At 67.6% G+C, this 24,733-nt stretch carries 25 protein-coding genes and 1 pseudogene; 21 read left to right on the top strand and 5 right to left on the bottom strand.

Features of this window, described 5'->3' with window-relative positions; all coding sequences use genetic code 11:
- Positions 1–23: 23 nt before the first annotated feature.
- A complete protein-coding gene (locus PQB87_RS19075; RefSeq protein WP_059684104.1) occupies positions 24–968 on the bottom strand; it encodes a LysR family transcriptional regulator in 945 nt (314 codons plus the stop codon).
- Between the two features lie 101 nt (positions 969–1,069).
- Between PQB87_RS19075 and PQB87_RS19070 the strand changes: the two genes are divergently transcribed.
- The 7 genes and pseudogenes from PQB87_RS19070 (at position 1,070) to PQB87_RS19040 (ending at position 6,589) form a co-directional block, all read left to right on the top strand.
- The gene (locus PQB87_RS19070; RefSeq protein WP_027790429.1) at positions 1,070–2,272 is read left to right on the top strand and encodes an MFS transporter; all 1,203 of its coding nucleotides are present in this window, start codon (positions 1,070–1,072) and stop codon (positions 2,270–2,272) included.
- 28 nt (positions 2,273–2,300) lie between these two features.
- Entirely contained in the window at positions 2,301–2,624 is a 324-nt protein-coding gene (locus tag PQB87_RS19065; RefSeq protein ID WP_060061065.1) for a MoaF-related domain-containing protein, read from the top strand.
- A 13-nt stretch (positions 2,625–2,637) separates the two neighbouring features.
- A complete protein-coding gene (locus PQB87_RS19060) occupies positions 2,638–3,594 on the top strand; it encodes an LLM class oxidoreductase (RefSeq protein WP_059684101.1) in 957 nt (318 codons plus the stop codon).
- Positions 3,595–3,745: 151 nt separating this feature from the next.
- Positions 3,746–4,552 (top strand): 2,5-didehydrogluconate reductase DkgB, encoded by an 807-nt coding sequence (dkgB, locus tag PQB87_RS19055; RefSeq protein WP_059708866.1) that lies wholly within the window; start codon positions 3,746–3,748, stop codon positions 4,550–4,552.
- Between the two features lie 64 nt (positions 4,553–4,616).
- Entirely contained in the window at positions 4,617–5,732 is a 1,116-nt protein-coding gene (locus PQB87_RS19050) for an alkene reductase (protein ID WP_489243498.1), read from the top strand.
- 11 nt (positions 5,733–5,743) lie between these two features.
- A pseudogene (locus tag PQB87_RS19045) lies at positions 5,744–5,932 on the top strand (cyclase family protein); the annotation flags it as partial.
- 138 nt (positions 5,933–6,070) lie between these two features.
- On the top strand, positions 6,071–6,589 hold the full coding sequence (locus PQB87_RS19040; protein ID WP_489243497.1) for a DUF3455 domain-containing protein: 519 nt from the start codon (positions 6,071–6,073) through the stop codon (positions 6,587–6,589).
- Positions 6,590–6,727: 138 nt separating this feature from the next.
- On the opposite strand, the gene PQB87_RS19035 is transcribed toward PQB87_RS19040, so the two are convergent.
- Positions 6,728–7,393, bottom strand: coding sequence for an O-methyltransferase (locus tag PQB87_RS19035; RefSeq protein WP_060061055.1), 666 nt, complete (start codon positions 7,391–7,393; stop codon positions 6,728–6,730).
- 48 nt (positions 7,394–7,441) lie between these two features.
- Between PQB87_RS19035 and PQB87_RS19030 the strand changes: the two genes are divergently transcribed.
- From PQB87_RS19030 to PQB87_RS19020, 3 genes are all read left to right on the top strand, one after another.
- Positions 7,442–8,119 carry a TetR/AcrR family transcriptional regulator gene (locus tag PQB87_RS19030; protein ID WP_489243496.1) on the top strand — a complete coding sequence of 226 codons (678 nt, stop codon included), beginning with the start codon at positions 7,442–7,444 and terminating at the stop codon, positions 8,117–8,119.
- A 569-nt stretch (positions 8,120–8,688) separates the two neighbouring features.
- On the top strand, positions 8,689–10,077 hold the full coding sequence (locus PQB87_RS19025; RefSeq protein ID WP_021156467.1) for an NCS2 family permease: 1,389 nt from the start codon (positions 8,689–8,691) through the stop codon (positions 10,075–10,077).
- 216 nt (positions 10,078–10,293) lie between these two features.
- A complete protein-coding gene (locus PQB87_RS19020) occupies positions 10,294–10,896 on the top strand; it encodes a hypothetical protein (protein ID WP_021156468.1) in 603 nt (200 codons plus the stop codon).
- On the opposite strand, the gene PQB87_RS19015 is transcribed toward PQB87_RS19020, so the two are convergent.
- Entirely contained in the window at positions 10,883–11,284 is a 402-nt protein-coding gene (locus tag PQB87_RS19015; RefSeq protein WP_489244335.1) for a HemJ family protein, read from the bottom strand. The genes PQB87_RS19020 and PQB87_RS19015 overlap by 14 nt on opposite strands.
- Entirely contained in the window at positions 11,281–11,589 is a 309-nt protein-coding gene (locus PQB87_RS19010; protein ID WP_027790418.1) for a DUF3817 domain-containing protein, read from the bottom strand. The genes PQB87_RS19015 and PQB87_RS19010 overlap by 4 nt, the downstream gene beginning before the upstream one ends.
- Before the next feature lie 107 nt (positions 11,590–11,696).
- Here PQB87_RS19010 and PQB87_RS19005 point away from each other — a divergent pair, with 107 nt between their 5' ends.
- The 4 genes from PQB87_RS19005 to PQB87_RS18990 all read left to right on the top strand — a co-directional run bounded on the left by PQB87_RS19005 (position 11,697) and on the right by PQB87_RS18990 (position 15,983).
- Positions 11,697–12,644 (top strand): GlxA family transcriptional regulator, encoded by a 948-nt coding sequence (locus tag PQB87_RS19005; RefSeq protein ID WP_111942642.1) that lies wholly within the window; start codon positions 11,697–11,699, stop codon positions 12,642–12,644.
- Between the two features lie 67 nt (positions 12,645–12,711).
- Positions 12,712–13,632: a LysR family transcriptional regulator gene (locus PQB87_RS19000; protein ID WP_489243495.1), complete on the top strand. Its 921-nt coding sequence runs from the start codon at positions 12,712–12,714 to the stop codon at positions 13,630–13,632.
- Positions 13,633–13,858: 226 nt separating this feature from the next.
- Positions 13,859–14,641: an ABC transporter substrate-binding protein gene (locus PQB87_RS18995; protein ID WP_489243494.1), complete on the top strand. Its 783-nt coding sequence runs from the start codon at positions 13,859–13,861 to the stop codon at positions 14,639–14,641.
- Positions 14,642–14,867: 226 nt separating this feature from the next.
- On the top strand, positions 14,868–15,983 hold the full coding sequence (locus PQB87_RS18990; RefSeq protein ID WP_489243493.1) for a succinylglutamate desuccinylase/aspartoacylase family protein: 1,116 nt from the start codon (positions 14,868–14,870) through the stop codon (positions 15,981–15,983).
- Between the two features lie 194 nt (positions 15,984–16,177).
- Here the strand turns inward: PQB87_RS18990 and PQB87_RS18985 are convergent, their stop codons facing one another.
- Entirely contained in the window at positions 16,178–16,984 is an 807-nt protein-coding gene (locus tag PQB87_RS18985) for a MetQ/NlpA family ABC transporter substrate-binding protein (protein WP_027790413.1), read from the bottom strand.
- Between the two features lie 592 nt (positions 16,985–17,576).
- Between PQB87_RS18985 and PQB87_RS18980 the strand changes: the two genes are divergently transcribed.
- The 7 genes from PQB87_RS18980 (at position 17,577) to PQB87_RS18950 (ending at position 24,719) form a co-directional block, all read left to right on the top strand.
- Positions 17,577–18,734: a porin gene (locus PQB87_RS18980; RefSeq protein ID WP_027790412.1), complete on the top strand. Its 1,158-nt coding sequence runs from the start codon at positions 17,577–17,579 to the stop codon at positions 18,732–18,734.
- Positions 18,735–18,941: 207 nt separating this feature from the next.
- Positions 18,942–19,202 (top strand): DUF2866 domain-containing protein, encoded by a 261-nt coding sequence (locus PQB87_RS18975; RefSeq protein ID WP_011353838.1) that lies wholly within the window; start codon positions 18,942–18,944, stop codon positions 19,200–19,202.
- 124 nt (positions 19,203–19,326) lie between these two features.
- Positions 19,327–19,710 carry a DUF6232 family protein gene (locus tag PQB87_RS18970; RefSeq protein WP_489243492.1) on the top strand — a complete coding sequence of 128 codons (384 nt, stop codon included), beginning with the start codon at positions 19,327–19,329 and terminating at the stop codon, positions 19,708–19,710.
- A gap of 187 nt (positions 19,711–19,897) precedes the next feature.
- On the top strand, positions 19,898–20,125 hold the full coding sequence (locus PQB87_RS18965) for a hypothetical protein (RefSeq protein ID WP_027790410.1): 228 nt from the start codon (positions 19,898–19,900) through the stop codon (positions 20,123–20,125).
- Between the two features lie 268 nt (positions 20,126–20,393).
- Positions 20,394–22,664, top strand: a complete 2,271-nt coding sequence (locus PQB87_RS18960; protein WP_489243491.1) for a TonB-dependent hemoglobin/transferrin/lactoferrin family receptor — start codon at positions 20,394–20,396, stop codon at positions 22,662–22,664.
- Positions 22,665–22,713: 49 nt separating this feature from the next.
- Positions 22,714–23,805 (top strand): hemin-degrading factor, encoded by a 1,092-nt coding sequence (locus PQB87_RS18955; RefSeq protein ID WP_048023584.1) that lies wholly within the window; start codon positions 22,714–22,716, stop codon positions 23,803–23,805.
- Positions 23,802–24,719: a heme/hemin ABC transporter substrate-binding protein gene (locus PQB87_RS18950; protein ID WP_059684080.1), complete on the top strand. Its 918-nt coding sequence runs from the start codon at positions 23,802–23,804 to the stop codon at positions 24,717–24,719. Before PQB87_RS18955 ends, PQB87_RS18950 begins: the two co-directional genes overlap by 4 nt.
- The last annotated feature ends 14 nt before the right edge of the window (positions 24,720–24,733 follow it).

The following is a 24,733-nucleotide window of genomic DNA, read 5'->3' as shown; positions in this document are numbered from 1 at the left end:
GGCAACGACGCAGCCGTCCCCGGCTAGACCGTCCCCATCCACGCCGCCTTGCGCCGCGCCGGCGCATCGCTGCCGCCGCTCCCGCCGCCCAGCACTTCGATCATGTAATCGACGAACGACGCGATCCGCGACGAAATCGCGGTATTCCGGTAATACACCGCGTTGATCGGCTGTTCGACCTCGAGCGTCTGGCGCGCGAGCACCTGCACGAGCCGCCCGGCCTCGCGATCCTGCGCGGTCATGAAATCCGACAGGCAGACGACACCCGCGCCCTCCAGCGCGAGCTGCCGCAACGTCTCGCCGCTCGACGAACAGATGTCCGGCTCGATGCGGCACGCTTCGCCGTCCGCACCGAGGATCGGCCACACGTTCAGCGATTCGGGCTGCGTGAAGCCGAGCAGCGTGTGCTTGCCGAGATCCTCGACCTTGCGCGGCTGGCCGTGCGCTTCGAGATACGCAGGGCTCGCGAAGATGCGCAGCCGGCTGTTGCCGATGCGCCGGCTGTGCAGCGTCGAATCCTTCAGCCGCCCGATCCGGATCGCGACGTCGGTGCGCCGCTCCAGCAGGTCGATGATGCCCTCGTTGCTGTTCAGTTCCAGCTCGACTTTCGGGAAGCGTTCGCGATAGCCGCGCACGAGCGGCACGATCACGTGCAGCATGAACGGCGTCGCCGCGTCGACACGCAGCCGCCCCGACGGCATCTCGCGCCGCGCGAGCATCTGCTCTTCCGCCGTCTCGACCGATTCGATGATCGCGCGCGCGTCCTGCAGGAACGCGCGCCCTTCCTCGGTCAGTTCGAGCCGGCGCGTGGTCCGGCGCAGCAGGGTGGTCTTCAGCTTCTCCTCGAGCCGCGCGAGCGTGCGGCTCGTGGCCGACACGGTGAGGTCGAGCTGCTGGGCCGCCGCGGTGATCGAACCGGTGTCGACCACGGCGGCAAAGGCCTGGAGTTCGTCTAACGTGATCTTCATTGTTGATCTGAAATCAAAACAATTTGGTTTATAGACCAGTTTTTCCGCAAAAGTAAAGTCGGCACACTGCGATCCATCCTTACTGGAACCTGGATCCCATCATGCCACTCGCCCTGCTTGCGCTGACCATCAGCGCCTTTGCCATCGGCACGACCGAGTTCGTGATCGTCGGGCTGATCCCGACGATCGGCGCCGATCTCGGCGTCAGCCTGCCGTCGGCCGGCCTGCTCGTCAGCCTCTATGCGCTGAGCGTCGCCATCGGCGCGCCGCTGCTCACCGCGCTCACCGGCCGCGTGCCGCGCAAGACGCTGCTCGCCGGGCTGATGGCGCTCTTCACCGTCGGCAACCTCGTCGCCTGGCAGGCGCCGAGCTACGAATCGCTGATCGTCGCGCGCGTGCTCACCGGCCTCGCGCACGGCGTGTTCTTCTCGGTCGGCTCGATCATCGCGACCACGCTCGTGCCGAAAGACAAGGCCGCCAGCGCGATCGCGACGATGTTCAGCGGAATGACCGTCGCATTCGTCGCCGGGATTCCGCTCGGCACCTTCATCGGCCAGCACTTCGGCTGGCGCGCGACGTTCCTGATCGTCGCGCTGTTCGGCCTCGTCGCGTTCCTCGGCGCGGTGGCGTTCGTGCCGCGCGGGCTGCCGCAGACGCCGCCGGCGCCGCTCGCCCGCCAGCTGCGCGTGCTGGCCCAGCCGCGCCTGCTGCTCGTCTATGCGATGACGGCCGTCGGCTACGGTGGCTCGCTGATCGCATTCACGTACATGGCGCCGCTGCTCGAACAGATCGCCGGCTTCACGCCGTCGCAGGTCAGCCTCGTGCTCGTCGGCTACGGCGTGTCGGTCGCGTTCGGCAACGTGTGGGGCGGCAAGCTCGCGGATGCCGTTGGCCCCGTGAAGGCGCTCAAGCGGATCTTCCTGCTGCTCGCGATCGTGCTGCTCGCGCTGACCTTCACGATCCACGTGAAATGGCTCGCGGTGCTGACGATGCTCGCATGGGGCGCGGTCGCGTTCGGCAACGTGCCGGGGCTGCAGGTGTACGTCGTCAAGCAGGCGCGCCACTTCGCGCCGGACGCCACCGACGTCGCATCGGGCTTCAACATCGCCGCCTTCAACCTCGGCGTGGCCGGCGGCTCGTCGCTCGGCGGCCTGATCGTCGCGAACGTCGGCCTCGGCCACACGCCGTGGATCGCCGCCGTCGTCACGCTCGGCGCGTTCGCGCTCACCGCGCTGAGCGGCCGTCTCGACCGCCGCCACGGGCTGCCGGAACGCACGGCCGAACCCGTCGAACTCGCCCATTGAACGTCACTTTTTGCAGGAGCCAACCAGCATGAACGCATCGACCCAACGTCCGCCGTTCGCCGGCAAGACGTTCGAAGTCCGTTACGACGGCCTCACCGCGCTCAACGCGTACGACGAGGACGGCCTCCACATGCGCTACGAGATCACCGAAGGCCCGTACGCGGGCGCGAAGGGTGAAGTCGAATACACGTGGCAGCACGTCGCCGGCGACACCTACGCGATCTCGTGGCAGGAAGCCGACCGCGCGACGGTCGTGCATGTCGACGATTTCGCCGCCGGCACGTCGCGCTCGTTCTTCACCGCGGCGTCGCTCGATTTCTACCGCCTCGCAGGCAGCCTGCGCGCGGTCTGAACGGAGCCCGACCATGTCCACTTCACTCGAGAAACTCGCCGACGGCGGCTTCAGCGTCGGCATCGAACTGCCGCTCGACAACGACTGGTCGCCGGCCGGCGACGCGAAGCGCCAGCAACAGGGCCGCCGCCCCGGCGTGCCCGACCTGGCGATCCACGCGGAGCTTGCGCAGCTGGCCGACACGCTCGGCTTCCGCGCGCTCTGGGTGCGCGACGTGCCGGTGTACGACCCGTCGTTCGGCGACGCCGCGCAGGTGTTCGAAACGTTCTCGTATCTCGGCTACCTCGCCGGCATCACGAACGACATCCTGCTCGGCACGGCGGCCGTCGTGCTGCCGCTGCGCGAGCCGCTGCTGACGCTGAAATCGGCCGCGACGATCCAGGAACTGAGCGGCGGCCGCCTGATGCTCGGCGTCGCGAGCGGCGACCGGCCGGTCGAATATCCGTTGTTCGGCCGCGACTTCGCGTCGCGCGGCGCGAATTTCCGCGACCAGGTCGCGCTGCTGCGCGACGGCGCACGCGGGCACCTGCCGCCGGGCCTCGAGGTGCTGCCGGCCGCGCGCTCGCCGGTGCCGCTGCTCGTCGCGGGTCTCGCGCAGCAGACGCCCGCGTGGATCGGCGAACACATGGACGGCTGCCTCGCGTATCCGGGCACGCCGGCCGACCACGCGCAGCGCGCCGCGAACTGGCGCGCGGTGGCCGGCGACAAGCCGTACGTGAGCTTCATCCACCTCGACCTCGCGGAAGATCCGCACGAGCCGCTGCAGCGGCACCGCTTCGGCGCCCGCGCCGGACGCATCGCGCTGACGGAAGAACTCGCGGCGATGCGCGACGCGGGCGTGCGGCACATCGGCCTGCATTTCCGCCGCAACCGCCGCCCGCTCGACGAGACGATGGCCGAGATCGCGTCGGACGTGCTGCCGGCATTCCACGCGAAGACGAAGGCAAACGCGCAGACGCGCGCCGCATAAGGCCGGCAACGGCCGCGAGCGAGCCCGCCGCACGACCGATATTTGAATTTAAATCAAATATTTTTGACCTCTAAAGGCGTTTATCTCATCAGTATCAAGCGCCAGAATGACTTCCATACCGCAACCGTTCCACCCCTTTCAGGAGCACTTGATGAGCAACATTCCCGCATTCGGCCTCGGTACGTTCCGCCTGCAAGGCCAGGTGGTCATCGACTCGGTGCGTAACGGCCTCGAAGTGGGCTACCGCGCGATCGACACCGCGCAGATCTACGGCAACGAAGCCGAAGTCGGCGAAGCGATCGCCGCATCGGGCGTGCGCCGCGAAGACCTGTTCCTCACGACGAAGATCTGGGTCGACAACTACGCACCGGAAAAGCTGGTCGCGAGCCTCGAGGAAAGCCTGCGCAAGCTGCGCACCGACTATGTCGACCTGACGCTGATCCACTGGCCGGCCCCGGGCAACGGCGTGTCGATCGAGGCGTTCATGACCGCGCTGGCCGACGCGAAGGCGAAGGGCCTCACGCGCCAGATCGGCATCTCGAACTTCAACATCGAACTGACGAAGGAAGCGATCGCGGCCGTCGGCAAGGATGCGATCGCGACGAACCAGATCGAACTGAGCCCGTACCTGCAGAACCGCAAGCTCGTCGAGTTCCTGAACGCCGAAGGCATCCACGTGACGTCGTACATGACGCTCGCGTACGGCAAGGTGCTCGGCGACCCGGTGATCGGCGCGATCGCACAGCGTCACGACGCGACGCCGGCACAGGTCGCACTCGCGTGGGCGCTGCAGCTCGGTTACTCGGTGATTCCGTCGTCGACGAAGCGCGAGAACCTCGCGAGCAACCTGCTCGCGCAGACGCTGCGCCTGACCGACGAAGACATGGCGCAGATCGCCGCGCTGGAGCGCAACGGCCGCGAAGTCGACCCGGCTGGCCTCGCGCCGAAGTGGGACTAAGCGCACCGCTCTCTCAATCGAATCGTCCGCGGCCGGCCGGCCGCGGCCCCGACAGGACTCCATCATGACCCAGGACCCGCTTTTCCAACCGCTGCAATTCGGCGCGCTGACGCTGCCGAACCGCATCGTGATGCCGCCGATGACGCGTTCGCGCGCCAGCCAGCCCGGCGACGAAGCCAACGAACTGATGGCCGCGTATTACGCGCAGCGCGCGAGTGCGGGCCTGATCGTCAGCGAAGGCACCTACATCGCGCCGCTCGGCAAGGGCTACGCATGGACGCCCGGCATTCACACGCCGTCGCAGGTCGCCGGCTGGCGCAAGGTGACGGACGCCGTGCATGCCGCGCACGGCCGCATCTTCGCGCAGCTGTGGCACGTCGGCCGCCTGAGCCACACGAGCCTGCTCGGCGGCGCGCAACCCGTATCGTCGTCGCCGCTCCAGGCGAAGGGCGTGAACGTGTTCATCGCCGGTGACGACGGCAGCACGCCGGGCTTCGTGCAGGCATCCGAGCCGCGCGCGCTGTCCGTCGACGAAATCCGCGAGATCGTCGACCAGTACCGCACCGCCGCGCGCCACGCGATCGAAGCCGGCTTCGACGGCGTCGAGCTGCACGGCGCGAATGGCTACCTCGTCAACCAGTTCATCGATTCGAACGCGAACACGCGTACCGACCAATACGGCGGCTCGCTGGAGAACCGGCTGCGCTTCCTGCGTGAAGTCACGCAGGCGCTGATCGAAGGCACCGGCGACGCGTCGCGCGTCGGCATCCGCCTCGCGCCGCTGACCACGCTGAACGGCTGCGTCGACGACGATCCGGAAACGACCTACCTCGCCGCCGCGAAGCTGCTCGGCGAGCTCGGCGTCGGCTACCTGCACATCGCGGAAGCCGACTGGGACGACGCGCCACTGATGTCGGTCGCATTCAAGCAGCAGCTGCGCGCCGCGTACCCGGGCGTGCTGATCTACGCCGGCGCGTACACCGCCGAGCGCGCACGCGAAGCGATCGCCGCCGGCTGGGCCGACCTCGTCGCGTTCGGCCGCCCGTTCGTCGCGAACCCCGACCTGCCCGAACGCCTGCGCACCGGCGCCGCGCTCGCGCCGCACGACCGCAACACGCTGTTCGGCGGCGGCGCCCAGGGCCTGACCGATTACCCGACGCTCGCGCAAGCCGCGGCGTAACGATCGACAGGAGTCCGCACACGCAGGACGAATTCCCGATCGACCAGTACATGCTCGCGACGCGCGACATCTACAACCTGGAGCGGATCGACAGCCGCGCGCTGGTGCGCGACAAGGCGCGGGAATTCCTGTTCGTGCTCGGCCAGCCGCTGTACGTCGGCTCCACGCAGGTCAACATCAACCCGGTTGCGATCCGCTGATCGCACCTCCGCCCCCCGACCATCGCGGCCGCTATCGCCGCGATTGTCATTTCCGGGTTGCGGCTTGCGCCATCGGCGTCTAGTGTTGACGAGATCGACGCCACACGACCGTCACCCGACCTGAGAGGACGCTCCGCCATGCCCAGCCGTTCCCCGACACGCGACCTGCTGCTGGCCCTTGCGGCCGGCCTTTCCTGCGTGGCGCTCACCGCGCCCGCGCATGCCGACGAGGCCGCCGGCCTCGCGCCGCCCGAGCCGGCCACGCCGGTGCTGTCGACCACCGCGAGCGGCATGCAGGTCTACGCATGCGAATACGATGCCGGGCACCGGCTCGCGTGGGCATTCCAGTACCCCGAAGCACTGCTGTTCGATGCCGGCGGCACCCTCGTCGTCCGGCACGGCGCGGGCCCGTCGTGGGAGGCACTCGACGGCAGCCGCATCACCGGCAAGAAGCTCGCGGAAGCGCCGGGCACACACCCGGGCAGCGTTCCTCAACTGCTGCTCGCGGCCACGCCGGCCGCAACCGGCACGCTTGCCAGCGTGCGCTTCGTGCAGCGGCTCGACACGGCGGGCGGCACGCCGCCGGCCGCGACGTGCACGACCGAGCATGCGGTCGGACGCTTTCCTTACTTCGCGCGTTACGTGTTCCTGAAGTGAAGTGAGGTAACGCCCGGCGCCACCGGCACCGGGCATCGTCCCGCTTCCTGCCGCCACGCCGCCACGTCACCATTCATTCAGTTTTCCTGTCTTTCATGCGCGGAAGCGTGACAGCGTCGACACCCGCGTTACGCCCGTTCAGCGTATCCGCATCGACAACTCGACATCGCCGCCGAACGGCACCGACAGATAGCCGTTTTCCGGCGCGCGCACGTACGCGAGGTAGTCGGGGCTGTATTCCGCGTTGTCGGCCACGACGAATGCCCCCGCCACGAGGTGAGGTTCGACCAGCGCCAGGATCTCCGGATACAGCCCCTTCGCGCCGTCGAGCAGCAACAGGTCGACCGAATCAGGAAGATCGGCGGCCAGCGTGCGCAGCGCATCGCCTTCGCGAATCTCCACGAGATCGGCGAGCCCGGCCGCCGTCAGGTTCGCCCTCGCGCGCGCGACCTTCGACGGTTCGAACTCGCTCGTGACCAGCCGGCCACCGCCGTTGTCACGCAGCGCGGCCGCGAGATGCAGCGTCGAAATGCCGAACGACGTGCCGAATTCGACGATCGCCCGCGCGCCGCCGCTGCGCGCGAGCATGTACAGCAGCGTGCCCGTCTCGCGCGACACGGGAAGCGGATAGTCCTTCAGGCGCGCATACAGATCGGTGTAGTCCGTCTTGCTGCGCATCAGCCGCGCCTGCTCGTCGCGCGACACGTCGGCGAAGGCCGGGCTCGTCGCGGGTGACGCCGCCTCGGCTTCGTCGAACAGGCGCGCGAGCAGCGACGCCAGCGGGTCGTGAATCAGGGTGGTCATGCGGATCTCCAGTGTCAGGTTGAGTGCGTCAGTGCGCCCGACTAGAATATGACGAACTATTCAGGTTTTACTATTCGCATTGGCCAACCACCCATGACCGACCGCCGAAACGCCCCGATTGCCACGCGCAAGCTGCCTCGGCAGGCGCGCTCGACCCGTCTCGTCGAAGACGTCCTCCAGGCTGCTGTTCAGGTTTTGGCGACCGAAGGCGCGCAGCGCTTCACGATGGCGCGCGTCGCCGAGCGCGCCGGCGTGAGCGTCGGCTCGCTGTACCAGTACTTCCCGAACAAGGCGTCGGTGCTGTTCCGGCTGCAGCACGACGAATGGCGGCAGACGTCCGACATGCTGTGCCGAATACTCCAGGACACGCAGAAGACGCCGCCCGAGCGACTGCGCACGGCCGTCCATGCGTTCGTCCAGTCGGAATGCGACGAGGCGAGCATGCGCATCGCACTCGACGATGCCGCACCGCTCTATCGCGACGCGCCCGAAGCGCAGGAAGTGAAAGCCGAAGGCAACCGGGTCTTCAACGCGTTCATGCGCGAAGCGTTGCCCGGCGTGCCCGACACCACGCATGCGCTCGCCTGCGAGCTGATCAAGACAACGCTCACGTCGGGCGGCAAGACGTTCTCCGAAACCGCGCGCACGCCGGCGGAAATCGATGCCTATTCGGCCGCGATGGCCGACATGTTCTGCGCGTACCTCGCGCACCTCGCACGCGACTGACGCGACCCAAGCGACCGGCGCGACCGAAGCGACGAGGGCCGGAACGCGCGAGCGCAAGCCGCGTGCGGCACCGGTATCATCCGGGTGCCGCTTGTACATGGCCGCGCACCGCATCGCGTCGCGCGCCGCCGTTTTCATGCGCGTGCACCGCCTCGATGAAAGATATTCGTAATATTCAATGCCTCACCCGCTCCCGCCCTGCCTGTCGACCCTGCATTCAAATAGTCGCCTTAACGGATTCGAACTAGGCGTATACACGCGTGTCGTCGCGACGGAGCCCGGTTGCACGCCGATATAAGCGCTGCGACATGCGCTGCATGCACTTCCCCCGATGGGACGTGATGGGCCGCTCGCCTAACCTTCGCTACGGCAAAGCACACGTGACGGGGTCGACCACACCACGCGTCGTCCGACGCGACACCCTCGCGATCGTTTCGATTCGCACGTGACGACACGCATCACGCGTCATTCGTCCCCACGACGTTGCCGACAAATCCCAACTAGATACGAGACACCCTGACGACGGTTCGCTACGGGCCGTTTCAGCATGCTGATAAAGGAGCAAGCTCATGAGTGATACCCCGGTGCAGCCGACGGTCGACGTCGGCGCGGCAGAATCTGACTTTGGCACCCAGGGAGTCATCGACCGGTACTTCGGCATTTCGTCGCGCGGCAGCACGCAACGCACCGAGATCGTCGCCGGCGTCACCACCTTCCTCGCGATGGTCTATTCCGTGTTCGTCGTGCCCGGCATGTTCGGCAAGGCCGGCTTCGACACGAGCGCGGTGTTCGTCGCGGTCTGCCTCACGACCGCATTCGGCTCGCTGCTGATGGGCCTGTGGGCGAAGCTGCCGATCGCGATCGGCTGCGCGATCTCGCTGACCGCGTTCACCGCGTTCGGCCTCGTGCTCGGCAAGGGGCTGCATCCGACGGTCGCACTCGGCGCCGTGTTCCTGATGGGCCTCGTGTTCACCGGCATCTCGGTCACCGGCGTGCGCTCGTGGATCCTGCGCAACCTGCCCGCGGGCGTCGCGCACGGCACCGGGATCGGCATCGGCCTGTTCCTGCTGCTGATCGCGTCGAACGACGTCGGTCTCGTGATCAAGAACCCGGGCGCCGGCCTGCCGGTCTCGCTCGGCCAGATCACCGCCCTCCCGGTGATCATGTCCGTCGTCGGCCTCGCCGCGATCTTCGGCCTCGAGAAGCGTCGCGTGCCGGGCGGCATCCTGCTCGTCGTGATCGCGATCTCGATCTTCGGGCTGATCTTCGATCCCGCCGTGAAGTACCACGGCGTCTTCGCGCTGCCGTCGCTGAGCGCACCGGGCCATGCATCGCTGATCGGCGCGATGGACATCAAGGGCGCGCTGTCGATGGCCGTGCTGCCGAGCGTGCTGGCGCTGGTGATGACCGCCGTGTTCGACGCGACCGGCACGATCCGCGCGGTCGCGGGCCAGGCCGGCCAGCTCGACGAGAACGGCCGCATCATCAACGGCGGCCGCGCGCTGACCGCCGATTCGATCAGCTCGATCTTCTCCGGTTTCCTCGGCGGCGCGCCGGCGGCGGCCTACATCGAGTCGAGCGTCGGCGTGGCCGCCGGTGCGAAGACGGGCCTCGCGGCCGCCGTGGTCGGCCTGCTGTTCCTCGTCGTGATGTTCTTCTCGCCGCTCGCGGGCCTAGTGCCGTCGTACGCCACCGCACCCGCGCTGATGTACGTCGGCCTGCTGATGCTCGGCAGCGTGAGCAAGCTGCACATGGACGACATGGTCGACGCGATGTCGGGCCTCGTGTGCGCGGTGTTCATCGTGCTGACCGCGAACATCGTGACGGGCATCATGCTCGGCTTCTCGACGCTCGTGATCGGCCGCATCGCCAGCGGCGAATTCCGCAAGCTGAACGTCGGCACCGTGCTCATCGCGGCCGTGCTCGTCACGTTCTATCTCGGCGGCTGGGCGATCTGACCGCGAGACATGCGCGACGTTGCCTGCAGAAGGGCGGCGCGCATCGGGACGACATCGTCTCCTCCACCATCGTCGTTGATGGTCTCCAGGCCTGGGAACGCAAGTTTCCAGGCTTTTTTTGTGCGTGCAGTGCAGCATGATGCGCGTCGCGGCAACGGCGCGACGCAAATCCGCGCCCGGTGCTACGATCGCGCTTTGCCCCCTTCAGGAGCCGCGATGAACGCGCTCGGCATCGTCTCCGAATCGAGCACCCGGACCTCGGCGCGCAAGCCGCCGTTCATCCCGTCGTTCGGGTTCCACGAAGTGCATGAATCGCAGCCGATCGACGCGCCGCCCGCGCGCATCATCGACGCCGTCGCGTCGCTCGACATGCGTGCCGATCCCGTCATCGACGCGCTGCTCATGGTGCGCGAATTCCCGGCCGCCGTCGCCGGCGCGCTCCGCAACGGGCCGGCCCGCCCCGAACACGCGCGCTTCGGCTTCGACTCGTTCACGCTGCTCCACCGCGACGACACATCGCTGTCGCTCGGCCTCGTCGGCCGCTTCTGGCGTCCCACGCCCGACGTTCGAACGATCGCCGACGCAACGGCCTTCGTGCGGCACGACGACCCGCGCGATGCGAAGCTGGTGCTCCGCTTCGAGGTCGTCGGGCTCGCATCGGGCGCGCACATGCTGCGCACGGAAACGTTCATCCACTGCCCGAGCGAGCGCACGCGCTGGCTGCTCACGCCGTACTGGCTCGCGATCCGGCTGGGAAGCGGCTGGATCCGGCGCCGTACGCTGGCGGCCGTCGAAACGGCACTCGTCAGAACGGCTTGATCACGACCAGCCCGACGACGATCGCCGTCGCGGCCACGACCGCGCCCGCCGCGTGCCCGAGCCACGGTGTCGGCACGACGACGAGATCGTCGCGCTCCATGCGCCGCAGCGTGCCGGCCAGCATGCCGTGCAGCGCCGACAGCGCGACGACGACCGCAAGCTTCACCGACAGCCACGCCGCGCCGAACCAGTGCCCGTTGAGCGCGATCGCGACACCCGTGATCCAGACGATCGCGAGTGCAGGCGCCGTCACCGTGCGATCCCAGCGCCGCACCGCGCGATGCACGGCGAGGTTCGCGATCCGGACACCGACGGACAGCATCAGCAGCCCGCCGACGAACGTGACGACGGCCACCACGTGCACGGTCTTCATCATCAGGTAGATCATCGCGCGTGCCGCCGGCGCGCGATCCATCCCGCACTCGCCAGCCCCGCGAACGGCACGACGGCCGACAGCACGAGCCGCGCGACGTCGCCCCTGCTCCACAGCCCGCTCGATGCGGTGCCGACGACCGCCCACACGTACATCGCGAACGCGATGCCGTGGACCGGCCCCATGATCGATACCGCGACCGGATAACCGGCCAGATGCTTGAGCGGCACGGCGACGCACACCAGCACGACGAGTGTGGTCGCCTCCAGCAACGACAGGTACTGCAGGTTCCGCAACGCGTTGCGATCGTCTTGTTTCATCGGCGGGGCTCCAGGTTGATCCGCCGCGATTGTCGCGTGTGGTGCGGGTTCGAGCCATTGGCTAGAATGACATCTTTCAACGGATTCTGGCCACGGCCGCGAACGCCATGCACACGGTCGCCGTTCTTGCCTTGCCCGATGTCGTCCCGTTCGACCTGGGCGTCGCCTGCGACACGTTCGCGCGCGTGCGGTCGCCCGACGTCGCGCCGGCCTACCACGTGCGCGTGTGCAGCGAGCAGCCGCGCGTCACCGGCGACCTGTTCGAGCTGCGCCCGCCGTTTCGTCTCGACGCGCTGGCCGGCGCCGATACGATCATGGTCCCCGGCACGTCCGAGCCGCTCGCGCCCACGTCGCCCCGCGTGCTCGCGGCGTTGCGCGCGGCTGCCGCGCGCGGGTGCCGGATCGCGTCGATCTGCAGCGGCGCGTTCGTGCTCGCGGAAGCCGGGTTGCTCGACGGCCTGCGCGCGACGACGCACTGGCTCGCGGCCGCCGAACTCGCACGCCGCTATCCGGACGTCGACGTCGATCCGAACGTGCTGTTCGTCGACAACGGGCGCATCCTGACGTCGGCCGGCGCGGCGGCCGGCCTCGACCTGTGCCTGCACATGATCCAGGCCGACTACGGCGCGGCGGTTGCCGTCGACGCCGCACGCAGCGCGGTGGCGCCGCGCGTGCGCGAAGGCGGGCAGGCGCAGTTCATCGCGCCGGAATGGCCGGCCGGCGGCGACGGGCTGCACGACCTGATGGACTGGCTCCAGGCGAACCTGCGCAAGCCGCTCACGCTCGACGAGATGGCCCGCAAGGCATCGACGAGCGTGCGCACGCTGACGCGGCGCTTCCAGGAACAGACCGGCACGTCGCCGCGGCAATGGCTGCAGACCGCACGCGTCAGGCACGCGCAGCAGTTGCTGGAGGTGACGGCGCTGTCGATCGAGCATGTCGCGACGGAAGCCGGATTCGGTTCGGTCACCGCGTTTCGCGAGCGGTTCGCGCGCATCGTCGGCACGTCGCCGCAGCGTTATCGCCAGATGTTTCGCGCACGCGTCGGCGCGTGACGTTCGTCAGGATCACTACCTGAAGCATCAAGCCGCCGCCCCCTTTCGCGCCAACCGGACCCGATCGATGACCCGCATCCGCAATCCCCTGAACATCGCGCAGCTCCAGGCGTTCGTCTCCGCCGCACATCACAAGAGTCTGCGCGCCGCGGCGCGCGAACTCGGCGTCACGCAGCCCGCGATCACGCATACGATCCGCGAGCTCGAAACGACGCTCAACGCGGAGCTGCTCGCGCGCAGCGTCCGCGGCGTCGAGCTGACCGCATGCGGCCATGCGCTGCTGCCGCGCGCCGAGCAACTGCTCGGCGATATCCGCCGCACGGTCGAGGCCGTCGAACAGGTGAAGGGCGAGATGTCCGGCCGCGTCGCGGTCGGCACGATGCCGTCGATCGCACTGACGGCGCTGCCGCGCGCGGTGACGGCATTTCGCCGGTCGATGCCGGACGTGAGCCTGCATCTCGAGGAAGTGACGGTGCCCGACGCGCTCGCGCAGTTGCGCAACGGCACGCTCGACATCGCTGCGATGCACCACGTGCCCGCGCTCGATCGCGATTTCACGCAGTTGCCGCTGCTGTCCACCGAGTTCACCGTCGTGATGCGCGAAGGCCACCCGCTCGCGCACGCGCGCCGGTTAGAGGAATTGCTCGATGCCGAGTGGATCGTCACCGTCGGCGCCGAGCAGTTTCCGCACAGCGTGATGGTCGGGATGTTCCAGGCGCACGGGCTGCCGCTGCCGAAGCGGCTCTTGCGCTCGCCGATGTCGTTCGCGGTGACGCTCGGGCTCGTCGCGCGCTCGGACGTGATCGGCTGCTTCACGCGCCCGCTCGCCGCGACGGTCGCGCCGCTCGGCATCCGCACGGCCGAACTCGACGAGCGCATGCCGCGCTTCGACCTGTCGATCATCGCGCGGCGCGACCTGCTGCCCACGCCCGCCGTCACGCAATTCGTCACGTGCCTGCAGCGTGCGGTCAACGAAACGCTCGGCTGAATCGTTCCTGTGTCTGAAACGGCGGCGCACGCAACGCGCCGCCGCCGGGCCCGGTATCGGGGCTTGTCCTAGGCGCCCTGCCGGTATTTTGTCTTGATAATCTTGCGCACGTCGCGCGCCCGCATCGGGTGGGCGAAACGGACAGCCTGACGCGAAGCCGCGGCAGGCCGAAGGCTTACGGCGCGGCACAACCGCGCACCCATCGAACAAAACGAGGAGTCACCTGGTGAAAAAGATTCTTGCGGCTGTGACCGTTGCCCTGCTCGCCGTATCGGCCGGCAGCGCGTATGCGAAGGACTGGTCGACCGTGCGGTTCGGCGTCGACGCAAGCTACCCGCCTTTCGAATCGAAAGGCGCTGACGGCAAGGTTGTAGGTTTCGACGTCGATCTCGGCAACGAAATCTGCCGCCGCATGAACGCGAAGTGCGTGTGGATCGAAAACGACTTCGACGGGATGATTCCGGCACTGAAGGCCCGCAAGTTCGACGGCGTGCTGTCGTCGATGTCGATGACGCCGGCGCGTCAGGAACAGATCGCCTTCTCGGCGAAGCTGTTCAACACGCCGACGCGCCTCGTCACGAAGAAGGGTGCCGGCCTGATGCCGACGGCCGAATCGCTGAAGGGCAAGTCGGTCGGCGTCGAGCAGGGCACGATCCAGGAAACCTACGCGAAGACGTACTGGGCATCGAAGGGCGTGAACGTCGTGCCCTACCAGAACCAGGACCAGGTCTACGCCGACCTGATCTCGGGCCGTCTGGACGGCGCGCTGCAGGACGCGGTGCAGGCTGAGATCGGCTTCCTGAAGACGCCGCGCGGCGCGAACTACGATTTCGCCGGCAAGGATCTCGACGATCCGAAGACGCTCGGCGAAGGCGCCGGCATCGGCCTGCGCAAGGAAGACACCGACCTGAAGGCGAAGATCGACAGCGCGATCGCCGGCATGCGCAAGGACGGCACGTACGCGAAGATCGCGAAGAAGTACTTCGATTTCGACGTCTACGGCAAGTAATCCGCCGCGCAAGCGCACGCTTCGCTTCGGCACGAACGGGCTCCGCAAGGAGCCCGTTTTTTTTGCGCACGCGGTGCCGGCAGCGTTATTTTTTCCGCACCAACCTGATGATTCGCAACGAAAATCGGCGCGTTCTGGCGCCGGTTTGATGGGGGCGAGGAAGGCAACGTACAATCGATCTTCCACGCACACCGGATCATTCGCGGCTGCGCCGCACTCCCCCATCATGCAAACGCAGACCCATCCGCTGATTTCCCCCGCCGTCGGTACCGAACGCCAGATCACGAGCTTTCACTACGGCCCGCGCGGCGGCAAGAAGGTCTACATCCAGTCGTCGCTGCACGCGGACGAACTGCCCGGCATGCTGGTCGCCACGCTGCTGCGCCGCAAGATCGCCGCGCTCGAAACGGCCGGCAAGCTGCGCGGCGAAGTCGTCATCGTGCCCGTGCCGAACCCGATCGGCCTGTCGCAGCACGTGTTCGGCGATCACCTCGGCCGCTTCGAGCTCGGCTCGATGCAGAACTTCAACCGCAATTTCCACGATCTCGCGGCGCTCGTGCTGCCGCACGTCGAAAGCCGCCTCACGAACGACGCGCAGCGCAACCTCGTCGCCGTGCGCACCGCGATGCGCGAAGCGCTCGACGAACAGAAGCCGCGCACCGAACTCGACTCGCAGCGCCTCGCGCTGCAGAAGCTGTCGTTCGACGCCGATATCGTGCTCGACCTGCACTGCGACAACGATGCGGTGATGCACCTGTACACGAACCCCGATCTGTGGGCGGACGTCGAGCCGCTGGCGCGCTATCTCGATGCACAGGCGTCGCTGCTCGCGCTGAATTCGGTCGGCAACCCGTTCGACGAAATCCACAGCTTCTGCTGGTCGGACCTGCGCAACCGCTTCGGCGACCGCTTCCCGATCCCGAACGGCGCGATTTCCGTCACGGTCGAACTGCGCAGCGAACGCGACGTGTCCTACGAATTCGCCGAAAAGGACGCGCAGGCGATCGTCGAATACCTGACCGAGCGCGGTGTCGTCGAAGGCACGCCGGCGCCGCTGCCGCCGCTCGCGCATCCGGCCACGCCGCTCGCGGGCACCGATCCGCTCGTCGCGCCCGTGTCGGGCGTGATCGTGTTCCGCACGCCGGTCGGCGTGATGATCGAGGCCGGCCAGGCCGTGGCCGACATCGTCGATCCGCTGACCGATCGCGTCGTCACGCTGAAGAGCAGCGTGTCGGGCGTGCTGTACGCGCGCCAGATCGTGCGCTTCGCGACGGCCGGCATGGAAGTCGCGCGTATCGCGGGCGCGACCGCGATCCGCACTGGTTCGCTGCTGTCGGCCTGAGCGGCCGGCCCGCGCGCCGGGTCACGGCGCGTATCGGGCATCCCCCGGGCATCCCCCGGGCATCCCCCGGGCATCCCCCGGGCATCCCCCGGCGCTCACCCGCGCGCACCAACGAAATCGCCCGCTTGCGCGGGCGATTTGCTTTCCGGAATGCCCGGCGATCCATCCGGCCGGGCGAAGGCACGCGTGGGCGTTCAGAACGCCGGCACGATCGCGCCGCCGAACTTCTGGTCGATGAACTTGCGCACGTCGGCCGATTCATAGGCCGCGACGAGTTTCTTCACCCACGGCTTGTCCTTGTCCTGTGCGCGCACGGCGATCAGGTTCGCGTACGGCCCGCGCAGGTCCTCGATCGCGATCGCATCCTTCACCGGCGTGAGCCCGGCCTTCACCGCGTAGTCGGTGTTGATCGACGCGGCGTCGAGATCGGGCAGCGCGCGCGGCAGCTGCGCGGAGTCGAGTTCGACGATCTTGATCTTCTTCGGGTTCTCGGCAACGTCGAGCGGCGTCGCGTTCACGCCGTTGGTGCCGACGCCCGGCTTCAGCTTGATCACGCCGTATTTCTGCAGCAGCAGCAGCGCGCGGTTGCCGTTCGACGGATCGTTCTGGATCCCGACCTTCGCGCCCACCGGCAGATCCTTCAGCGACTTGATCTTCTTCGAATAGAAACCCATCGGCGCCGTGTAGGTGAGCCCGACGTTGACGATCTTGTAGCCGCGCTGCTTGATCTGGCTGTCGAGGAACGGCTGGTGCTGGAAGCCGTTCGCGTCCAGGTCGCCGGCATCGAGCGCCGCGTTCGGCTGCACGTAGTCGTTGAATTCGATGACCTTGATCGCGAGGCCTTCGCGTGCGGCGACCTTCGTCACTTCGGTCCAGATCTGCGCGTCGGGGCCGCTCATCGTGCCGATCTTCAGCGTTTGCGAGTCGGCGTGCGCGCCGGGCGCCGCGAATGCCAGTGCGGCTGCGAGCGCGCCGAGGCCGGTCAGGAATGAACGTCGCATGGTGTCCTCTAGTCCCGTGTCGTTTGTTGGAAGACGGATCGTGGCACGGGGCCGGAACGCCACCAACCAAGCTTATTTCATGTGCATATTCCGGGGCCGGATCGATTCTCAGCCGAATTCGGTATAACCCCGGGCAGCGCAACCGGGCAGAATTTAGGGCCTGCTTGCATATGGAACGTACATGCGAATGCCCAAAATCGCTCGCAGGGCAAGAAGTGAGGAGCGCCGTTTGGCCAAGCCAAACAAGCGACGAGCGACGCCGCCATGCGGGCGATTTCGGGCATTCCCGTGGATTGAATTTTTAGTTTGGGGTTGCCACGAGAACGGCCGCTCGCCGCGTTGCGCTCCTTGCGAATACGTCAGTATTCGCGGCGTCACGCGCCTCGCGAGCGGCCGTTCTCGTGGCAACGCATGCACGTTCCATATGCAAGCAGGCCCTAATGTCGCATCGGCGCCACACATTCTTCATATGACAGTCGCTGTCATATTCATTACGTGGCCCCTCGATAAAGTTGCCGCCGGTCCGTGAAAGCGCCCATAGAGAGCGCCGGAACCGCAACTGGACACGCCATTTATTCGCTCGGAGAATCCTTTGAACAAGAAACTGTTGACCATCGCCGTCCTGGCAGCAACGGCCGGCACGGCGCACGCACAAAGCAGCGTGACGCTGTACGGCGTCATCGATGCCGGTATCAGCTACGTGAACCACAGCAAGACCGCCAACGGCGGCTCGGGCAAGCTGTTCAAGTATGACGACGGCGTTGCCCAGGGCAGCCGTTGGGGCCTGCGCGGCACCGAAGACCTCGGTGGCGGCCTGAAGGCGATCTTCGTGCTCGAAAACGGCTTCAACAGCGGTAACGGCACGATCGGCCAGGGCGGCGCGATCTTCGGTCGCCAGGCTTACGTCGGCCTGAGCCAGTCGCAATACGGCACGGTCACGTTCGGCCGCCAGTACTCGTTCTCGACCGACATCCTCGGCTCGAACTACTCGACGGGCGGCAACACGGTCGCGGGTAACTACGCGTACCACGTGAACGACATCGACCAGCTCACGTCGAGCCGCATCAACAACGCCGTGAAGTTCCAGAGCGCGAACTACTCGGGCTTCACGTTCGGCGCGTTGTACGGCTTCTCGAACTCGACGGACTTCGCCGGCGCACCGGCAACGACGTCGGGCACGACGACGACGGCAGGCTCGTCGCGCGCATACAGCTTCGGCCTGAACTACGCGAACGGCCCGCTGTCGGTCGGCGCAGCCTACACGGACATCCGCTTCCCGAGCCAGTCGACGCCGGCCTTCTCGACGTCGATCGCGAACCTGAGCACGGGCAACGTCCGCGACCTGCGCACCTACGGTGTGGGCGGCCGCTACGTCTGGGGCCCGGCAACGGCATGGCTGCTGTGGACGCGTACGCAGTTCTCGACCGTGTCGGGCGCGGGCGGCACGTTCTACAACGCGTATGAAGCAGGCGCGAAGTACGCGTTCACGCCGGCCCTGTCGGGCGGCCTGGGCTACACGTACACGAACGCGACGCAGAACGGCAACTCGTGGCACTGGAACCAGGTCAACGGTATCGCCGACTACGCACTCAGCAAGCGTACCGACGTGTACGGCCTGGTCGTGTACCAGCAGGCATCGGGCAAGGGCGTGCAAGCGCAGATCGGCTCGAGCACGAGCTACTTCAACACGTCGGGCACGGGTTCGAAGAACCAGATCGCCGCACGTATCGGTATCCGTCACAAGTTCTAAAGCATCCGCTTAACTCGCGGATCACGACGGCAAGAAGCGCCCCGCTCCACGCGGGGCGCTTTTTTATGGGCTTTTAAGTTTCGCTTAATTCTGGGCTGAGAGGATGCTCTCACCCCCCCTGTTGGCCGCCTGAACATCGGCGGCTTTTTTTTTGAACCGCCGACGGCGCCGCCATCGATTGCCCACAAGACAGGATCGGAGGCCATGATGATCGAAGATACCGTTTTCAGCCATCTGCACGCGATTCTGACGTGCCAACACTCGATGCCGGTCCAGAGCTGCCGCGTATCGGTCGAAATGCAGCGCCCGTGGGGGCGGCCGTATCGTCTCGTCGAATGGACGATGCATCTCGACGCACCCGCGCGGCGCCAGATCGTGCCGGCCGAATCGACCGACGAAGAGATCGCCGAGGTCGTCGCGTCGCACGTGCCGGGCCGGCTTTACGGCGACGGCCGGCTGCAGTTCTGAACGCCGTCCCGTTCCACCCGCTGCCTGTCTTTCGAGCGCGCCGCACGCATCGTGCGGCAGTCGGTCTCGTTTGATGCGGCAACGAAACCTGCTACGCTGCGCGTTTTCGTCCACGCAACACATGATGGAAAACGCATTCAACGAACGCGGCGTGATGATCACGCGCAACGGCCTGTCGGCCGCCGGGCAGGTATTCGCGCTGCGTGACATCGGCCACGTCGATGTCGTCAAGATTCCGAAAAACCGCCTCGTGCCGTCGCTGATCTCGCTGATCGGCGCGGCCGCCGCCGTCGCGGGCGGCATCGCCGGATCGAGCGCCGCGCTCGTCGTCGGCGTGATGCTCGCCGTCGTCGGTTATCTCGCGTGGACCACGCAGGACGTCACGTATCGCCTGATGGTCGAGATGCCCGACGGCAAGCGCGAAGCGCTGTCGAGCGTCGACGTCGAGTTCGTCGAACGCGTCGCGCAGGTCGTGCGCGATGCGCGGGCCGCAACGACGGCCGGCTGATTCCGTTCGCATCCCTGCACGCTTCAATCCGTGGTGCCCGGCCGCGTGCGGTGCGTTTCGCGTCGCGCAACGGCGCCCTCGATTGCCCCGTCGAATCGCATTCCGCCACCGCTTCGCCTGCGCTGCGTACGCCGACCGCCTAGTATGGAAAGAGCGGCTCGTCGCCGCATCGTCCGAGGAGGCCAGCATGAACGTCCAGACGCTGTCCGGCACGCTTCGCGCGCAGGAACTGCTGATCGTGTCGATGGTCCGCGCGCTTCCCCCTGACGCACGCCGTGCGCTCGTCGACCTCTACACCGAACAGATCGCGTTCGCCGAACAGGCCGGCCTCGAAGGCCACGGCGATCGCGCGACACACGATGCGTTCATCACGCATGCACGCAACCTGCTGATCCGCATCGAAGCACTCGCCTAGGGCCTGTTCACGCCCATGACGGGCTTGCGCCGGGGCCCGCGCTTCTCCCGTATTTCCCGCCACGGCAGGCCCGAACCACGCAGGTGAGCGCTCACCCACGCGTGCCGCTTTTCGTTCTTGTATTGATAATAATTCTCATTTACACTGGCAAAATTGTCAGTTGCCTTTCAATTCGCCGCCCGCCGCATTCCGTGCGCGGGCGGGCCAGCCAGGTGAACGCGTCACCCAGCCAGCCTTCGGGCTTGTTTTCGTCAATGGGAGACCACCTGTGCATTGCTATACGCTGGCGCGGCGGCCGATCTGTGCCGCGCTGTTCGGCGCGTTCGGCCTGTCCGCCGCCCCGGCTCACGCCGATTCGTCGCCGCAAGGCGCCACCCCGCCTTCCACCCTGCTCGTTGCCACGTCCACGCGCGGCGATGCGGCGCTGCTCGATCCCGTCACCGTCACGGCCAACCGCACCGCAACGGCCACGAGCCGCACGGCTGCGTCCGTCTCGGTGATCACCGACGAGGATCTGGAGGAACAGCAGGCCACCAACATCAAGGATGCACTGCGCTACGAGCCGGGCATCACGGTGCGCCGCACCGCGTACCGGCCCGGCAGCGCCGCGCTCGGCGGCGGCCGCGACGGCGATTCGAGCATCAACATCCGTGGCCTCGAAGGCAATCGCGTGCTGCTGATGGAAGACGGCATCCGCCTGCCGAACGCGTTTTCATTCGGCCCGCTCGAAGCGGGGCGCGGCGACTACGCCGATCTCGACACACTCAAGCGCATCGAGATCCTGCGCGGGCCGGCGTCGGCGCTCTACGGCAGCGACGGCCTGACCGGCGCGGTGAACTTCATCACGAAGGATCCGCGCGACCTGCTGTCGATCTACAACAAGCCCACCTACTTCTCGTTCCGGCCGAGCTACGACTCGGCCGACCGCAGCATCGGCGCGACCGTATCGGCCGCGGGCGGCAACGATCGCGTCCAGGGAATGATCATCGCCGACGGGCGGCGCGGCCACGAGGTCGACACGCGCGGCAGCAACAACTCGGCGAGCACGCTGCGCACCACGTCGAATCCGCAGGACGTCTATTCGGAATCGCTGCTCGGCAAGCTCGTGCTGACGCCCACCGCGCGCGACACGTTCAAGCTCACCGCCGAAACGGTGCAGCGGCGCGTGAGCACCGACGTGCTGTCCGCGATCAATCCGCCGACCACGCTCGGCCTCACGACGAACGACCGGCTCGAACGCAACCGCTTCAGCGTCGGCTACGATTTCCGCGACGATGCGTTCCGCTGGTTCCAGACCGCGCACGTGCAGTTCTACTACCAGGACGCGAAGCAGGACCAGTACGCGTTCGAGACGCGCGGCGCGCCGCTGAAATCGCGCTCGCGCGACAACCAGTACAAGGAACGCACGTTCGGCGGCTCGGCGTTCGCCGAAAGCGGCTTCGCGACCGGGCCGTTCGCGCACAAGCTGCTGTATGGCGTCGACGGCAGCGTGTCGCGCGTGACGAACCTGCGCGACGGCACGGTGCCGGGCGTCGGCGAAGCGTTCCCGAACAAGGCGTTTCCCGACACCGACTACACGCTGTTCGGTGCGTTCCTGCAGGACCAGATCGGCTACGGCCGCCTGCTCGTCACGCCGGGCCTGCGCTTCGACACGTACCGGCTGAGCCCGACCGCAAACGATCCGCTGTTCACCGGCAAGGCCGTGTCGACCAGCGCGAACGAACTGTCGCCGCGCGTCGCCGTGCTTTACGAGATCACACCGGCGGTCATTCCGTACGTGCAGTACGCGCACGGCTTCCGCGCACCGACACCCGACCAGGTGAACAGCAGTTTCTCGAACCCGGTGTACGGCTACACGTCGATCGGCAATCCGAACCTGAAGCCCGAGACGAGCGATACCTTCGAAGCCGGGCTGCGCGGCAAGGCCGGCACCGGCTACGGCGTCGTGCGCTACAGCGCGGCCGCGTTCACGGGCCGCTACCGCAACTTCATCTCGCGCACGACGATCGCGGGCAGCGGCCGGCCGGCCGACCCGTCCGTGTTCCAGTACGTGAACTTCGCCGACGCGCGCATCCACGGCCTCGAAGGCCGCGCCGAATGGGTGATGCCGAACGGCATCACGCTGAAGACGGCGATGGCGTTCACGAAGGGCTCGACGCAGAACGACGGCGCGGCGAGCCAGCCGCTCAACACCGTCAACCCGTTCTCCGCCGTGTTCGGCGTGCGGTACGAGCCGAGCGAACGCTGGTTCGTGCAGACCGACCTGCTGTTCCAGGCCGCGAAACGCGACAAGGACATCGACAAGTCCGACTGTTCGAACAAGACGTGCTTCTCGCCGCCGTCGTCGTTCGTCGTCGACCTGCGGGGCGGCTACCGCTTCAACAAGCATGTGAGCGCGACGATCGGCATCCGCAACCTGTTCGACCGCAAATACTGGAACTGGTCGGACGTGCGCGGCATCGCAGCCGATTCGCAGGTGCTCGATGCGTATACGTCGTCCGGACGCACGGTCGCCGTCAGCATGAAAGTGGATTTCTGATGCGCGCCGCCCGCGCTGCCACCCCAACCGTTACTTGAAGGAGTCCGACATGATGCAATCCGCCCTTCCCGGTCAACCGGCCACGCCGGCCCGCGCGGCCGCCGCGCTGCGCGACGCGTTCGTCAAGCTCAAGACCGAGCGCCAGCTGCGCAACCGCGACGTCGCGCAGGCGCTCGGCGTCAGCGAAGGCGAGGCGCTCGCCGCGTTCGTCGGCGAGCACGTCGTGCGGCTCGACGCACGCTTTCCGGCGATGTTCGAGGAAATGCCGCGCCTCGGCCGCGTGATGGCGCTCACGCGCAACGACACGGCCGTCCACGAGAAGGACGGCGAATATGCACAGATGAGCCATGACGGGCCCGTCGGCCTCGCGCTCGGCGATATCGACCTGCGCATCTTCTATCGTCACTGGGTGTCGGCGTTCGCGGTGCGCGACGAGACCGCGCACGGCCCGCTGAAGAGCCTGCAGTTCTTCGACGCGCAGGGGCATGCGATTCACAAGGTCTACCTGCGCGCGCACAGCGACCACGCCGCGTACGACGCGTTCGTCGAGCGCTGGCGTGCGCCGTCGCAGGAGCCGGGACTCGAGGTCGCGGCCGCCGCGCCGAAAACGCCCGAGCGCGCCGACACCGAGATCGACGTCGCGGGTTTTCGCGCCGCGTGGGACGCGATGACCGACACGCACCAGTTCTTCGGCATCACGCAGCGCTTCGGCGTGAGCCGCATGCAGGCGCTGCGCCTCGCCGATCCGCAATACGCGTATCCGGTCGAAACCGCGCATGCGCTGCGCCACGTGCTCGAACAGGCCGCCCAGAGCGGCCAGCCGATCATGGTGTTCGTCGGCAACGCGGGGATGATCCAGATTCATACGGGCCCGGTCGCGAACGTGCGCGAGGTCGGCGCGTGGATCAACGTGCTCGACCCGGGCTTCAACCTGCACGTGCGCGAGGACCTGATCGCCGCCGCGTGGGTCGTGAAGAAGCCGACGAGCGACGGCATCGTCACGTCGCTCGAGCTGTTCGACCGGCAGGGCGACCACGTCGCGCTGCTGTTCGGCGAACGCAAGCCCGGCAAGGTCGAACGCGACGACTGGCGCGCGCTCGTCGCGACGCTGCCGGCCGCGGCACGCGGAGGCGCGCGGTGAGCGCGCGACCGTTCGATCCGCGCCGCCGCGCGATGCTGGCAGGCGCGGCGGCCGGCGCGCTCGCCGGCGCGCTGCCCGGCAGCGTGCTCGCCCAGGCCGCACCGGCTGCGCCGAAGCGCGTGGTCGTGATCGGCGGCGCACTCGCGGAAACCGCGTTCGCGCTCGGCGGCGCCGAGACGCCGCGCTACCGGCTCGTCGGCGCCGACACGACCTGCACGTATCCCGATGCCGCGAAGCGTTTGCCGAAAGTCGGCTACCAGCGTGCGCTGTCGGCCGAGGGGCTGCTGTCGCTGCGGCCCGATCTCGTGCTCGCGTCGGCGGAAGCCGGCCCGCCCACCGCGATCGCGCAGGTGAAAGGCGCCGGCGTCGCGGTGACGACGTTCGACGAACGGCACGACGTCGAATCGGTCCGCGCGAAGATCACGGGCGTCGCGCAGGCGCTCGACGTGCGCGACGCGGGCACCGCGCTGCTGCAACGTTTCGACCGCGACTGGCAGGCCGCGCGTGACGCGGTCGCTGCCCGCGCGCCCGGCGGCGCGCAGCCGCCGCGCGTGCTGTTCGTGCTGAACCATACCGGCAACCAGGCGCTCGTCGCCGGCCAGCGCACGGCCGCCGACGCGATGATCCGCTACGCGGGCGCACGCAACGCGATGCAGGGTTTCGATCACTACAAGCCGCTGACGACCGAGGCGCTCGCCGCCGCCGCGCCCGACGTCGTGCTGATTTCCGACGAAGGGCTCGCGGCAGTCGGCGGGCGCGCGGCGCTGCTCGCCGCGCCCGGCTTCGGCGCGACGCCGGCCGGCCGCGCGCAACGCGTCGTGTCGCTGGATGCCCTGTTCCTGCTCGGCTTCGGCCCACGCCTGCCGCTCGCCGTCACGACCCTGCACCGACGGCTGTCGGATGCACTCGCCTGATCCCGGATCGCCCC

This window comes from Burkholderia sp. KL41 (assembly GCF_057005415.2).
This window is presented reverse-complemented; position numbering and strand designations above follow the sequence as displayed.